Origin of the sequence: Serratia sp. FDAARGOS_506, from assembly GCF_003812745.1 — a bacterium.
Lineage (GTDB): Bacteria > Pseudomonadota > Gammaproteobacteria > Enterobacterales > Enterobacteriaceae > Serratia.
The window spans coordinates 1,218,026-1,231,971 of record NZ_CP033831.1 but is presented as its reverse complement, the minus strand read 5'-3'; the positions used below and the strand labels follow the sequence as shown (position 1 = coordinate 1,231,971).

The 13,946-nt window shown below is 60.2% G+C and carries 11 protein-coding genes; 7 read left to right on the top strand and 4 right to left on the bottom strand.

From position 1 onward, the window contains the following. Positions 1–35: 35 nt before the first annotated feature. From EGY12_RS06155 to yhfZ, 3 genes are all read right to left on the bottom strand, one after another. On the bottom strand, positions 36–1,199 hold the full coding sequence (locus EGY12_RS06155) for an alanine racemase (protein ID WP_123892883.1): 1,164 nt from the start codon (positions 1,197–1,199) through the stop codon (positions 36–38). Between the two features lie 105 nt (positions 1,200–1,304). Then, the gene (locus EGY12_RS06150; protein WP_123892882.1) at positions 1,305–1,655 is read right to left on the bottom strand and encodes a hypothetical protein; all 351 of its coding nucleotides are present in this window, start codon (positions 1,653–1,655) and stop codon (positions 1,305–1,307) included. Between the two features lie 10 nt (positions 1,656–1,665). Continuing rightward, complete coding sequence (gene yhfZ, locus EGY12_RS06145; protein WP_123892881.1) at positions 1,666–2,577, bottom strand: GntR family transcriptional regulator YhfZ; 912 nt, start codon at positions 2,575–2,577, stop codon at positions 1,666–1,668. A 224-nt stretch (positions 2,578–2,801) separates the two neighbouring features. Here yhfZ and gntR point away from each other — a divergent pair, with 224 nt between their 5' ends. The 3 genes from gntR (at position 2,802) to gntK (ending at position 6,083) form a co-directional block, all read left to right on the top strand. Then, positions 2,802–3,797, top strand: a complete 996-nt coding sequence (gene gntR / locus EGY12_RS06140) for a gluconate operon transcriptional repressor GntR (protein WP_004930833.1) — start codon at positions 2,802–2,804, stop codon at positions 3,795–3,797. Between the two features lie 340 nt (positions 3,798–4,137). Beyond that, positions 4,138–5,454, top strand: a complete 1,317-nt coding sequence (gene gntT / locus EGY12_RS06135) for a gluconate transporter (RefSeq protein WP_016930400.1) — start codon at positions 4,138–4,140, stop codon at positions 5,452–5,454. Positions 5,455–5,555: 101 nt separating this feature from the next. Then, entirely contained in the window at positions 5,556–6,083 is a 528-nt protein-coding gene (gene gntK / locus EGY12_RS06130; RefSeq protein ID WP_123892880.1) for a gluconokinase, read from the top strand. Between the two features lie 30 nt (positions 6,084–6,113). On the opposite strand, the gene EGY12_RS06125 is transcribed toward gntK, so the two are convergent. Then, the gene (locus EGY12_RS06125; RefSeq protein WP_025159894.1) at positions 6,114–6,707 is read right to left on the bottom strand and encodes a YhgN family NAAT transporter; all 594 of its coding nucleotides are present in this window, start codon (positions 6,705–6,707) and stop codon (positions 6,114–6,116) included. Between the two features lie 192 nt (positions 6,708–6,899). Here EGY12_RS06125 and asd point away from each other — a divergent pair, with 192 nt between their 5' ends. From asd to glgC, 4 genes are all read left to right on the top strand, one after another. Then, positions 6,900–8,003 (top strand): aspartate-semialdehyde dehydrogenase, encoded by a 1,104-nt coding sequence (asd, locus tag EGY12_RS06120; protein ID WP_016930397.1) that lies wholly within the window; start codon positions 6,900–6,902, stop codon positions 8,001–8,003. Between the two features lie 443 nt (positions 8,004–8,446). Next, positions 8,447–10,633, top strand: coding sequence for a 1,4-alpha-glucan branching protein GlgB (gene glgB, locus EGY12_RS06115; protein WP_123892879.1), 2,187 nt, complete (start codon positions 8,447–8,449; stop codon positions 10,631–10,633). After that, positions 10,630–12,612: a glycogen debranching protein GlgX gene (glgX, locus tag EGY12_RS06110; protein ID WP_123892878.1), complete on the top strand. Its 1,983-nt coding sequence runs from the start codon at positions 10,630–10,632 to the stop codon at positions 12,610–12,612. The genes glgB and glgX overlap by 4 nt, the downstream gene beginning before the upstream one ends. Positions 12,613–12,627: 15 nt before the next feature. Then, positions 12,628–13,905 (top strand): glucose-1-phosphate adenylyltransferase, encoded by a 1,278-nt coding sequence (gene glgC / locus EGY12_RS06105; protein ID WP_123892877.1) that lies wholly within the window; start codon positions 12,628–12,630, stop codon positions 13,903–13,905. Positions 13,906–13,946 lie beyond the last annotated feature (41 nt).

The window sequence follows — 13,946 nt, the reverse complement described above, 5'->3', positions numbered from 1 at the left end:
CAGATATTGGCGGCTGAGACGCTAGCGCCGTTTGGCTATTGCCGCGAGACGATAGGATTGCCCAAACTGTCGTAGAGCCCGGCTATCGTTGGCCGGCCCGTGCTGATGCCCTGGATAAGCGCTACGTCGCTGCGGGTGACGAAGATCTGTGTGCGAAAACACATGATGACCGGGCTGCCAACCGCGAAATTGCCCTCCAGCCCCAAGTAGTAATCGATATTGTCCGATTTGAACGGCAGCGTCCGCGTCTCGCGAGGGACATCCCCTGCGATAACCAGCGCATTCCGCAGGCGGCCGCGGCGATAATAGCCGCCGCCGAAGCACAGGCTGTTCGGTCCTGCGTTATGAGACACTTCCGACAGATAAAGCATGGCGATGCGTTCCGGTTGCTCGCCGCATTCGTTGGCCGGAATGGTGCCGGTAAACGCGTGGCCAGGTTCGATATGCGTCGCGCCGCCGCGGGCAAGCACAGGGATGGTGTCGCAGCTATTGGCCGACGGGGCGTTAATCTGTTCGATAGGAAAGCCCGCCGCGCGCAGCGTTTTCGCCGCGTTGACCAGCGTTGTAAAGTTCGGCGTGGTGAGGTTTTCACCATTCGTGGGCGACGCCAGGACACAGGGAAAATGCGTGACGCCGGCGATTTCCACGCCGCCAAGCGCGGCGATGCGGGTGGCGACGTCAAGCAGTTCGTCAGGATGAAAGCCACCTTCTTGGCCGGGGTAGACGATATCGCCTGGCTGGCATACCTTCAGCAGCAGGCGTTGCCGCATGCCGAGACGCCGGGCGCATTCGGCGATCCTGTGCGCTTTATCAAATGAGAAGACCGTGATGACTTCCGGCCTGCATCGCAGCGCGCTTTCGATTTCCCCGTCCGGGATTTGCACCAGATGCCCCAGATGGCGAAGCGGCACGCCGCTATTGGCGAGGCATCGTGCTTCGCGAAAATCCACCGCTACCGCTCCGCTGAATCCCAAGGCGATAATTTGTTGGGTCAGCCAGGGATTGCGTCCGAACTGCTTGCTCATCACATACGGCGTCACGCGATATTTTTCCGCTGTTTGCAGAATGCGGCGCGCATTCTCTTTCACCATATCCACATCGATCACCCAGGTATCCGGCGTGAGCTTGTGCTGGCGCAGCAGCTCGAGCGAAGTGTCAATCAGCGGCTGATTTTGTTTGCGTAGCGCATCTAAAAACATAAGGTTGGCGACTCCTTGATACAGAATACAGCGGTTTTTGAAACACCGAACCGATCGTTTTTTAAATATTCATTTTTTTGAATATTTTTTGTGAAAAAATCAAAGCTATTGTTCGGGGCGCAAGCCAAACAGGTTGGCCAGTAGATAGCCTTCTTCATTGGGATGCAGCCGTACGCTGAACTTTCCCAGCAGCGCATCATTTAGCCGCCGTAGGTAAGTCAGTTCCCCCGATGCGGCGATCTCCTGCAGAAAGTCTTCGCCCAGCGGTTCGATGATTTCGCCACGCCGTGAACGCATCAGCGCGTTAGCCATGTGCGCGATGGCCATCCACCCCTGTTCCTCGGGTAGCGGGCGCCCCCAGTGCGTTTCCAGATCTTCAATGACTTGCAGCATGCCGATGAAAATGTCTTCATCTATCACTCCGGTCTGGCAAAGCAGCCTCATCTTCTCTTCCACAACGTCTCCTTCAGTAGCTGGGCTCAATCTCTTCTGACACCACGGCGCGCTGGTGCTGGCGAACCCGGTGCGTATCGACAAAAGTATCCAGCAGTTTCCCGGTGCTCCGGTCATCGCTGCGGATTAAAATAGTGGCCTCCGTCGCCAGCACGACGCGCTGATCTCCTTCCAGAGGCACGGCTTCCAGCCCGTATCGAGCCAACACCTGGCGGTTCTCGACGTTCCAGACGACGGCATCGATGGTGCCGTTTTCGAGCCGGCTCAGGCAGTCGTGGTAAGGCACTTCCACCCGTGCGACCGTCGCCGGGTCATAGACCATATCCGTCAGCAGCTTTTGGTCCATAGAACGGCAGTCCACGCCGACTCTACCCACTGCGCCGTGATCTCCGCGGCGGCGAATGATCTGATGCGATACCCAGGAATGTTCCCCAAGCGTCGCCGCGATCTTCACCCCGTTTTCCGGCTTGCTTGCATATTCTTCAGCGGCCAGGCGCGAGACGACCGCCAGGTCATAAATACCATTGCGCAAACATTCCACGCGAATATCCGCGCCCCGCATATGCGCGAAGTAGAACGGCACGTCGGAAAACTCGCGCTTCAATCCGCTGGCGAGCCCTTCATACTCGCGGGTATAGGGCAGCGGCATGGCGCAAACAACGCGGGAAATGTTGGCGTAATCCAGCAGCGATCTATAGTCCACATGGGTTAAGAAGCTGCCGTTGCGCCCGCTGCGTTGTACGGTTATGCAGCCTGCGCTTTCCAGCGTCTTGAGCGCCGCCTGCATCAAGCCGATGGATAGGGCGTTGTCGCGGGCCAGTTCGCCAATCGTCTTTAACCGATCCCCCGATTGGCATCCCAGCAAGTACATCGCTAGACAGCTCAGCGATAACCCTTCTTTTTTTATAAATTGACTGCGGCTCATTTAAATATTCATTTAAGTGAAGATTTATCTCAGAGATACACCAAAAGCGTAGCGAGATCCAAAAATTACAGCGAATGTGTGATGAAGTGCACGTACCGGTTATCTGTTTCCGCTTGGCGCGGAGAAACTGTGAGTTCTGTTGGTCGTCGCATAACCGACAATATCGGCCCGCCGTTTTTTTTGCTAAAATGACTGCCCATTCACGGTTAGTCAGTTCATTGATAATGAAGAAAAAACGGCCGGTACTCCAGGATGTGGCGGACAAGGTGGGCGTGACCAAGATGACGGTGAGCCGTTATCTGCGCAATCCCGACCAGGTTTCTGCCGCCCTGCAGCAAAAAATCGCCGTCGCGCTGGATGAGCTGGGCTACATCCCCAACCGCGCGCCGGACATCCTCTCCAACGCCACCAGCCGGGCGATTGGCGTGCTGTTGCCGTCGCTGACCAACCAGGTGTTCGCCGAAGTGCTGCGTGGCATCGAAAGTGTCACCGACGCGCACAACTACCAGACCATGCTGGCGCACTATGGCTACCTGCCGGAGCGTGAAGAAGAGCGTCTGACCTCGCTGCTTTCTTACAATATCGACGGCCTGATCCTGTCCGAACGGCATCACACGCCGCGCACCCTGAAAATGATCGAGGTGGCGGGCATTCCGGTGGTGGAGCTGATGGACTGTGTCTCGCCGTGCATCGATCTGGCGGTGGGCTTCAACAACTTCGAGGCGGCGCGCCAGATGACCCAACAGATCATCGCGCATGGCCATCGCCACGTGGTCTATTTCGGCGCTCGTCAGGATGAGCGAACCATCATCAAGCAGCAGGGGTATGAGCAGGCGATGCGCGAATCCGGCCTGGAACCGTACAGCATCATGACCGCGCGCTCTTCCTCCTATTCCGCCGGCGGCGAACTGCTGCGTCAGGCGCAGCGTGACTACCCGCAGATCGACAGTATCTTCTGCACCAACGACGACCTGGCGATCGGCGCGGCCTTCGAGTGCCAGCGGCAAGGATTGTCGATCCCGCAGGACATGGCGATCGCCGGTTTCCACGGCCATGATATCGGTCAGGTGATGGTGCCGAAGCTGGCCAGTGTGCTGACGCCGCGCGAACGCATGGGACAGATCGGCGCCGAGCGCTTGTTGGCCCGGTTGCGTGGTGAAACGGTTTGCCCGCGCATGGTGGACGTCGGTTTCACCGTGATCCCCGGAGGCAGCATCTGAGGGATTTTAACGTTTTGTTTTAACAGTCTTTCTTTTTAAAGCGCGTCCTGAGGCGCGCTTTTTATCCCGCCTGTAAGCCCGCCGCTCGTTGCCGGCATAAGTTTGATCTCTGTCCCATAACGCGAATTTTAGCCGCTTACCCGGTTCCGGTGCTTATTCTGTTACCGGTATCATGATACCGGTAACAACGAGTGTGCGGTCATCTTGCTGCAAGACTGAACCTCTGACTCAACAACACCTACAGCTCTTCTTAAACACCGGGAAAGAGCCTAAAAATAAAACAACCGCACGCTTTACGCCTATCGTAAAGAGAGTCGCGATAAAAGGTTGGAGAAAAATTATGCCATTAGTGATTGTTGCAGGCGGCGTAGCGCTGCTGCTGCTGCTGATGATCCGCTTCAAGCTGAACGGCTTTATCTCTCTGGTTCTGGTTGCTCTGGCGGTCGGGATTGCGCAGGGTATGCCGGTCGATAAAGTCATCGGCTCCATCAAGGCCGGCGTGGGCGGCACGCTGGGCAGTCTGGCGCTGATCATGGGCTTCGGCGCCATGCTCGGCAAACTGCTGGCGGACTGCGGCGGCGCGCAGCGCATCGCCACCACGCTGATCGACAAGTTCGGCAGAAAACACATTCAATGGGCGGTGGTGCTGACCGGCTTCACCGTCGGCTTCGCGCTGTTCTACGAAGTAGGCTTCGTGCTGCTGCTGCCGCTGGTGTTCACCATCGCCGCCTCCGCGCGCATCCCGCTGCTGTACGTCGGCGTGCCGATGGCCGCCGCGCTGTCGGTGACCCACGGCTTCCTGCCGCCGCACCCGGGCCCGACGGCCATCGCCACCATCTTTCATGCCGACATGGGTAAAACCCTGTTGTACGGCACGCTGCTGGCGATCCCGACGGTGATCCTGGCCGGCCCGGTTTATGCCCGCTTCCTGAAAGGCATCGACAAGCCGGTGCCGGAAGGCCTGTACAACCCGAAAACCTTTACCGATGCAGAGATGCCGAGCTTTGGCGTCAGCGTCGCCACGTCGCTGGTGCCGGTGATCCTGATGGCGCTGCGCGCGGTGGCTGAAATGGTGCTGCCGAAGGGCCACAGTTTGCTGCGCTTCGCCGAGTTCTTCGGCGACCCGGTGATGGCGACCCTGATCGCCGTGCTGATCGCTATCTTCACCTTCGGCCTGAACCGCGGCCGCACCATGGATGAAGTGATGGGCACCATCACCGACTCGATTAAAATCATCGCCATGATGCTGTTGATCATCGGCGGCGGCGGCGCCTTCAAGCAGGTGCTGGTGGACAGCGGCGTCGAGCAGTACATCGCCGGCCTGATGGAAGGCAGCAACGTCTCGCCGATTCTGATGGCCTGGTCAATCGCCGCTGCGCTGCGTCTGGCGCTGGGTTCCGCCACCGTGGCGGCGATCACCGCCGGCGGCATCGTGGCACCGCTGATCGCCACCACCGGCGTCAGTCCAGAGCTGATGGTGATTGCGGTCGGTTCCGGCAGCGTTATCTTCTCGCACGTCAACGATCCGGGCTTCTGGCTGTTCAAGGAGTACTTCAACCTGAGCATCATGGAAACCATCAAATCCTGGTCGGTGCTGGAAACCATCATCTCGGTGTGCGGCCTGGTGGGCTGCCTGTTGCTGGCGACGGTCGTATAATCTTTATCCGGCGCCCTGCGGGGCGTCGGCGTTTCAGGTTATCTTTATCAGTTGGGACGCATTTGGCGCGCTTGCGCCAGTACCCATAAGGGCATGACACAATGAGTAATCCGCAGAATCACGTATTTATCCTGATGGGGGTGTCCGGCAGCGGCAAATCTGCCGTGGCCAGCGCCGTCGCCCGTGAAGCCGATGCCGCCATGCTGGACGGCGATTACCTGCACCCGCGCGCCAACATCAACAAGATGGCCGCCGGGCATGCGCTGGACGATAACGATCGCGCGCCTTGGCTGGCTGCGCTCAACGACGCCATCTTCGCCATGCAACGCACCAATCCGGTGTCGCTGCTGGTGTGCTCGGCGCTGAAAAAAAGCTATCGCGACCGCCTGCGTGAAGGCAATAGCAACCTGCATTTCCTCTACCTGAAAGGGGACAAGACGGTAATTGAGGATCGCCTGAAACAGCGCAAGGGCCACTTCTTCAAACCGCAGATGCTGGTTTCACAGTTCGCCACGCTGGAAGAGCCGGGTGAGCAGGAGCCGGATGTGCAAGCGATCGACATCAACCAGCCGCTTGACGGCGTGGTCGCCGATACGCTCGCCTATATTCGCCGCGTTACCGCCCGCTAAGCACAGGCCGTTGTCGGCGCCGCGAGGCGCCTACAGCTTCATGTAAGCCCGCACGCCGTCCAGGAACATCTGGGTCGACAGCATCACCAGAATCAACCCCATCAACCGCTCCAGCGCGCTGACGCCTTTGCTGCCCAGCAGGCGCAGGAACAGGTTCGACATCAGTAAAATGGCCGCAGAGAGACCCCAGGCGATCAGCAGCGCCGCCACCAGATGGGGCAGCTGGTGCGGGTATTGGTGCGACAGCAGCATCAGCGCCGCCAGAATCGACGGCCCGGCTACCAGTGGGATCGCCAGCGGCACCAGGAAGGGTTCTTCACCGGCGGACAGCCCCGAGCTGTTGCCCTCCTGAGACGGGAAAATCATCTTGATGGCGATCAGGAACAGAATGATGCCGCCGGAAATGGAGACGGTTTCGGTGCGCAGGTTGAGGAACGCCAGAATTTTCTCGCCGGCGAACAGGAAGATCAGCATCAGCAGCAGGGCGATCAACAACTCGCGGATCAGTACCACTCGGCGCCTGCGCGGCTCCAGGTGCTTGAGCACCGACATGAAAATCGGCAGATTGCCCAGCGGATCCATAATTAAAAACAGCAATACCGTAGCGGAAATCATCTCTGTCATGGTGACCTCGTGATCGGGAAAACGCCTCGGCCTTTCCGGCCGCGTCCTTGCCTATAAGAAGGATTGCTGAGAAATCCTCAGCCATCGAATAAATTCACTTTGCGCCCGCGCCGACATTTTGTAAGGTGAGGAGATATTGCACACAACTCGTTATCACCTACATAGCCCTTATCCGGGCGGGACACAGATATTATGAAAAACGTTGGTTTCATCGGTTGGCGCGGAATGGTCGGCTCGGTTCTCATGCAACGCATGACGGAAGAGCGCGATTTCGACGCCATTCGCCCGGTCTTTTTCTCCACCTCGCAGCACGGTTCCGCCGCGCCGGCCTTCGGCGGCCAGCAGGGTACGCTGCAGGATGCGTATGACATCGACGCGCTGAGCGCGCTCGATATCATTATTACCTGTCAGGGCGGCGATTATACCAACGAAGTTTATCCTAAGCTGCGCGCCAGCGGCTGGCAGGGGTACTGGATCGACGCAGCTTCTTCGCTGCGCATGCAGGACGACGCCATCATTATCCTGGATCCGGTCAACCACGCGGTGATTCAGCAGGGTCTGGACAAAGGCATCAAAACCTTCGTCGGCGGCAACTGCACCGTCAGCCTGATGCTGATGTCGCTCGGCGGCCTGTTCGCCAACGATCTGGTGGAGTGGGCGTCGGTCGCTACCTACCAGGCGGCCTCCGGCGGCGGCGCACGCCACATGCGCGAACTGCTGACCCAGATGGGCATGCTGCACGCCGACGTGGCGAAAGAGCTGCAGGACCCGGCTTCTGCCATTCTGGATATCGAGCGTAAGGTGACAGAGGCCACTCGCAGCGGCAAACTGCCGACCGATAACTTCGGCGTACCGTTGGCCGGCAGCCTGATCCCGTGGATCGACAAGCAGCTCGACAACGGCCAGAGCCGCGAAGAGTGGAAAGGCCAGGCGGAAACCAACAAGATTCTGAATACCGGCAGCGTGATCCCGGTCGATGGCCTGTGCGTGCGCGTTGGTGCGCTGCGTTGCCACAGCCAGGCGTTCACCCTGAAACTGAAAAAAGACGTGTCGCTGCCGGAAATCGAGCAGATGCTGGCGACGCACAACGACTGGGTGCGCGTGATCCCGAACGACCGCGAGCTGACCATGCGTGAACTGACGCCGGCGGCGGTGACCGGTACGCTGAATACGCCGGTCGGCCGTCTGCGCAAGCTGAATATGGGGCCGGAGTACCTGTCGGCGTTCACCGTGGGCGACCAGCTGCTGTGGGGCGCGGCCGAGCCGCTGCGCCGCATGCTGCGTATCCTGCTGTAAACTCGCATTTCCTGGGGGCTGGCTGCTTTCAGCCCCCTAAAGCCTTATTTTCCGCTTTTTTGTTCGCTGCGCACCGCACCGGGCAACGTCACCGCAAGCTTCGTTTCACAGGGTTCTACCCCGCATATCTCCTCGTCGGCCGCGGCATGCAGACGCTGCCGGGCTGGCAGTTTTCTTAATGAAGAATTTTCCTGAGCAATGCTGAGCAGTTTTTAACAGACATTGGCTATGCTTAACGCATTGGCGAACAATTTTTCACCATGACTGAAATATTTCAAAAAATAAGCATAAAGAGCGAAATTCAGGTCGGCAGAGTAAAGATTGGTCAATAACCGACCGCAATCACGCTTTAGAGTCCGAATGCATTGCATGATGACCAAAACGGCCAAGGAATAACCAACAAGCCGTGCTTAGATCATGCTGTTAATCTAAGGAAGAAGACTATGCCTGTACTTCCCGATCGTGACGTGATTGATCAGATCATCTCCGGCCATTACGCCGACCCCTTTGCTCTGCTTGGCATGCATGCGACCGATAACGGTCTGCAGGTGCGTGCACTGCTGCCGGATGCCACCGAAGTTTGGCTGGTGGAGCAGCAAACCGGCCGGCGATTGGCGCAACTGAACTGCGACGATCCACGCGGCTTCTTCAGCGCCGTGGTGCCGCGGCGAAAAAATCCTTTCCGCTATCAGCTGCAGGTCAGCTGGCACGATCATCAACAGATCGTCGACGATCCCTATCGGTTCGGCCCGCTGCTGCAGGATATCGACAGCTGGCTGCTGGCCGAGGGCACGCACCTGCGCCCCTATGAACGGCTGGGCGCTCATCTTACGACGCTGGATGGCGTCGACGGCGTCAGCTTTGCCGTTTGGGCGCCTAACGCCCAGCGCGTCTCGGTGGTAGGGGAGTTCAACTTCTGGGACGGCCGCCGCCATCCGATGCGTCTGCGGCGTGAAAACGGCATCTGGGAGCTGTTCCTGCCCGGCGTGCGGGCCGGCCAGCTGTACAAATATGAAATCGTCGATTGCTACGGCAACACCCAGCTGAAAGCCGATCCTTACGCCTTCGAGGCGCAGATGCGCCCGGACACCGCCTCGCTGGTGGCGCCGCTGCCGGAGGTGGTGCCGTCGACGCAGGCGCGGCGTCGCGCCAACGATTTTGACCAGCCGATCGCCATCTACGAGGTGCATCTCGGCTCATGGCGTCGCCACACCGATAATCACTTCTGGCTCAGCTACGGCGAACTGGCGGTGCAGCTTATCGACTATGTGAAGGACATGGGATTCACCCATATCGAGCTGTTGCCGATCAATGAGCATCCGTTCGACGGCAGCTGGGGCTACCAGCCGCTGGGGCTGTATGCGCCGACCCGGCGCTTTGGCACGCCGGCCGATTTCAGGGCGTTCGTGGCGGCGGCGCATGAGGCGGGCATCAACGTGATCCTCGACTGGGTGCCGGGGCACTTCCCGAGCGACGCTTACGGCCTGGCGAACTTCGACGGTACTGCGCTGTACGAGTACGCCGATCCGCGCGAGGGCTTCCATCAGGACTGGAATACGCTGATCTACAACTACGGCCGCCACGAGGTGCGCAACTACCTGGCGGGCAACGCGCTGTATTGGCTGGAGCGCTTCGGCATCGACGCGCTGCGGGTCGATGCGGTGGCGTCGATGATCTATCGCGACTACAGCCGCGCCGACGGCGAGTGGGTGCCGAATTACTACGGCGGCAACGAGAACCTGGAGGCGATCGCCTTCCTGCGTTATACCAACCAGACTATCGGCCAGGCGCAGCCGGGCGCGGTGACGCTGGCGGAGGAGTCCACCGACTACCCCGGCGTCACCCTGCCGCCGGACGCCAACGGCCTGGGGTTTCACTACAAATGGAACCTCGGCTGGATGCACGACACGCTCAATTACATGAAGTGCGATCCGGTGCACCGCAAGTATCACCACAACCAGATGACCTTCGGCATGCTGTATGCCTATACCGAGAACTTCGTGTTGCCGATCTCGCACGATGAAGTGGTGCACGGCAAAAAATCGATCCTCGACCGCATGCCGGGCGACGCCTGGCAAAAGTTCGCCAACCTGCGCGCCTATTATGGGTTTATGTGGGCGCATCCGGGCAAAAAGCTGCTGTTCATGGGCTGCGAGTTCGCGCAGGGGCGCGAGTGGAATTTTGATACCAGCCTCGACTGGCATTTGCTGGAGGGGTTGGATAACTGGCACAACGGCGTGCAGCGGTTGGTGCGCGATCTGAACCATTGTTACCGGCAGCAGGCGCCGTTGTACGAGCGCGACTACCGCCCGGACGGCTTCGAATGGCTGGTGGTCGACGATCACGACAACTCGGTGTTCGCCTTCGCGCGCTACGATTCCCAGGGCAATGAACTGATCGCCATCAGCAACTTTACCCCGGTGCCGCGCTATCGCTACCGCATTGGCCTCTCGCGCGCCGGTGACTATCGCGAGATCCTCAATACCGATTCGCACCACTATCACGGCAGCAACGCCGGTAATCAGGGGCGGGTCTCTTCCGAAGCGGTCGGCAGCCACGGCCGCGACTTTTCCATCAGCGTGACGCTGCCGCCGCTGGCGACCATTTATCTGCTGCGGGAGGCGTCATGACGGAGCTGACAGCCGGCCTCGCTGCGCCGCTGGGCGCGCATTATGACGGCGAAGGCATCAATTTTACCCTGTACTCGGCGCACGCCGAGCGGGTGGAGCTGTGTCTGTTCGATGGCCAGCAGCGCGAAGTGCGCCTGCCGCTGCCGGCGCGCAGCGGCGATATCTGGCATGGCTATCTGCCGGGCGGCAAGCCGGGGCAACGTTACGGTTACCGGGTCTACGGCCCGTTCGACCCGGCGAACGGACAGCGCTTCAACCCCAACAAACTGGCGCTCGATCCGGCCGCGCGTGCGGTGGAAGGGCCGGTGGCGGACCACCCGCACCTGCACGGCGGATATGACCAACCGGATCCGCATGACAGCGCCGAGCTGATGCCGAAATGCGTGGTGGTGGACGAATGCTACGACTGGCAGGACGATCGTCCTCCCGCCACGCCCTGGGGACAGACGGTGATTTATGAGGCGCACGTGCGCGGCCTGACGTTGCTGCACCCGAAGATCCCGCCGTCGCTGCGCGGCAGCTTCGCCGCGCTCGGGCATCCGGTGATGATCGCCCATTTCAAACGCCTCGGCATCACCGCGCTGGAACTGCTGCCGGTGCAGCAACATACCTCCGAACCGCGGCTGCAGCGGCTGGGGCTGATCAACTACTGGGGCTATAACGTGCTGGCGCCCTATGCGCCGGACAACCGCTACGCCAGCCTGAGCACCGACGGCACGCCGCTGAACGAATTTCGTGACGCGGTCAAGGCGCTGCACCAAGCCGGCATCGAGGTGATCCTCGACGTGGTGTTCAACCACAGCGCTGAGCTGGATATGGACGGGCCGATGCTGTCGCTGAGCGGCATCGATAACCAGAGCTACTACTGGCTGACGCCGGAGGGGGACTACGTCAACGATACCGGCTGCGGTAACACCCTGCGGCTCGATCAGCCGCAGGGCGTAGCCTGGGTGATGGATTGCCTGCGTTTTTGGGTGCGGGAGTGCCATGTCGACGGCTTTCGCTTCGATCTGGGCAGCGTGCTCGGCCGCACGCCGGGGTTCGATCGCGATGCGCCGCTGTTCCAGGCGATGCTGGCGGACGATGTGCTGTCGCGCTGCAAGCTGATCGCCGAACCCTGGGACGTTGGCCCCGGCGGCTATCAGGTGGGGGCGTTTCCCGGCCGCTTCGCCGAATGGAACGACCATTACCGCGACGACATGCGCCGTTTCTGGCTGCAGAGCGGCGTATCGCTCGGCCAGTTCGCCCGGCGTTTTGCCGCCTCCAGCGATCTGTACAACCAGCGCGGAAGGGCTCCTTACGCCACCGTCAACATGCTGACCGCCCATGACGGTTTTACCCTGCAAGACGTGGTCAGCTTCAACGAGAAACACAACCAGCCGAACGGCGAAGGCAACCGTGACGGCAGCGATCGCAATTTCAGCAACAACCACGGCGTTGAAGGCTTGGTCGCCGACGACGCCATTGTGCAACGCCGCAGGGCCAGCCAGCGGGCGATGCTCGCCACGCTGTTGCTGTCCCAGGGAACGCCGATGCTGCTGGCCGGCGATGAACAGGGACACAGCCAGCAGGGGAACAACAATGCCTATTGTCAGGACAACGCCACCACCTGGCTCGATTGGGCCACGGCGGATGATGCGCTGACCGATTACGTCGCGGCGCTGATCGCGTTGCGCCGCCAGATCCCCGCGCTGCGGCAGGACCGCTGGTGGCAGCAGGACGACGGCAGCGTGCAGTGGCTGAATGCGCAAGGGCAGCCGCTCGACGCGCAGCAGTGGGAGCAAGGCGAGCTGCTCATGCAGATCCTGCTGTCGCAGCGCTGGCTGCTGCTGGTCAACGCCACGCCGCAAACGGTGGAGATGAGATTGCCGGAAGGCGATTGGCAGGTTGTTCCCCCGTTCATTCAGGAAGACTCACGGGCGGTGTTACCCGCCTGGCACCAGGCCGCACGCTCGCTTTGCGTTCTGGTACGGAAATAATAAAAGGAGTCCGCTATGGTTAGGTTTGAAAATAAAGACCCCCTGATGTTGGCGCGCCAGCTGCCGATTAAATCCGTAGCGCTGATCCTGGCCGGCGGCCGCGGCTCGCGCCTGAAAGATTTGACTTCCACCCGCGCCAAGCCCGCCGTCCACTTTGGCGGCAAATTCCGCATCATCGATTTCGCCCTGTCGAACTGCCTGAACTCCGGCATTCGCCGCATCGGCGTCATCACCCAATACCAGTCGCACACGCTGGTGCAGCACATTCAGCGCGGCTGGTCGTTCCTTAACGAAGAGATGAACGAGTTCGTCGATCTGCTGCCGGCCCAGCAGCGCCTCAGCACCGAGCATTGGTACAAAGGCACCGCCGACGCGGTCTACCAGAACCTGGACATCATCCGCCGCTACGAAGCCGAATACGTGGTGATCCTGGCGGGCGATCACATTTACAAGATGGATTACTCGCGCATGCTGATCGACCACGTCGAGAAGGGGGCCCAATGCACCGTGGCCTGCCTGCCGGTGCCGCGCAGCGAAGCCGGCGAATTCGGCGTCATGAAGGTGGATGAACGCGACCGCATCATCGAGTTTCTGGAGAAACCCGCTAACCCGCCGGCGATGCCAGGCAATCCGGATATGTCACTGGCCAGCATGGGCATCTATATTTTTAATGCCGCCTACCTGTTCCAACTGCTGGAAGAGGATATGTCGACCCCCGGCTCCAGTCACGATTTCGGCAAGGATCTGATCCCGAAAATCACCGCGCAGCAGGCGGCGTGGGCGCATCCGTTTACCTTGTCCTGCGTGACCTCCAACCCCGATCTGCCGCCGTACTGGCGCGACGTGGGCACGCTGGACGCCTACTGGCGCGCCAACCTCGATCTGGCGTCGGTGACGCCGGAGCTGGACATGTATGACCGCGCCTGGCCGATCCGCACCCACATGGAGCCGCTGCCGCCGGCCAAGTTCGTGCAGGATCGCTCCGGCAGCCACGGTATGACCATGAACTCGCTGGTGTCCGGCGGTTGTATCGTCTCAGGCTCGGTGGTGGTGCATTCGGTGCTGTTCCCGCGCGTGCGAGTGAACTCGTTCTGCACCATCGACTCTACCGTATTGTTGCCGGACGTGAACGTCGGCCGTTCCTGCCGCCTGCGGCGCTGCATCATCGACCGCGCCTGCCACATTCCGGAGGGCATGGTGATCGGGGAAAACGCCGATGAAGACAGCAAGCGCTTTTATCGCTCGGAAGGCGGCATCGTGCTGGTGACGCGCGAAATGTTGTCAAAATTGTGAGTTAACGTGGGCGGCAGAACGATAGCCTGCCGCCCGATGAA

Bases quoted from the DNA above. Each gene is read 5' to 3' on its own strand.
- EGY12_RS06155 (WP_123892883.1), bottom strand. From the start codon at position 1,199: ATGTTTTTAGATGCGCTACGCAAACAAAATCAGCCGCTGATTGACACT.
- yhfZ (WP_123892881.1), bottom strand. From the start codon at position 2,577: ATGAGCCGCAGTCAATTTATAAAAAAAGAAGGGTTATCGCTGAGCTGT.
- gntR (WP_004930833.1), top strand. From the start codon at position 2,802: ATGAAGAAAAAACGGCCGGTACTCCAGGATGTGGCGGACAAGGTGGGC.
- gntT (WP_016930400.1), top strand. From the start codon at position 4,138: ATGCCATTAGTGATTGTTGCAGGCGGCGTAGCGCTGCTGCTGCTGCTG.
- gntK (WP_123892880.1), top strand. From the start codon at position 5,556: ATGAGTAATCCGCAGAATCACGTATTTATCCTGATGGGGGTGTCCGGC.
- EGY12_RS06125 (WP_025159894.1), bottom strand. From the start codon at position 6,707: ATGACAGAGATGATTTCCGCTACGGTATTGCTGTTTTTAATTATGGAT.
- asd (WP_016930397.1), top strand. From the start codon at position 6,900: ATGAAAAACGTTGGTTTCATCGGTTGGCGCGGAATGGTCGGCTCGGTT.
- glgB (WP_123892879.1), top strand. From the start codon at position 8,447: ATGCCTGTACTTCCCGATCGTGACGTGATTGATCAGATCATCTCCGGC.
- glgX (WP_123892878.1), top strand. From the start codon at position 10,630: ATGACGGAGCTGACAGCCGGCCTCGCTGCGCCGCTGGGCGCGCATTAT.
- glgC (WP_123892877.1), top strand. From the start codon at position 12,628: ATGGTTAGGTTTGAAAATAAAGACCCCCTGATGTTGGCGCGCCAGCTG.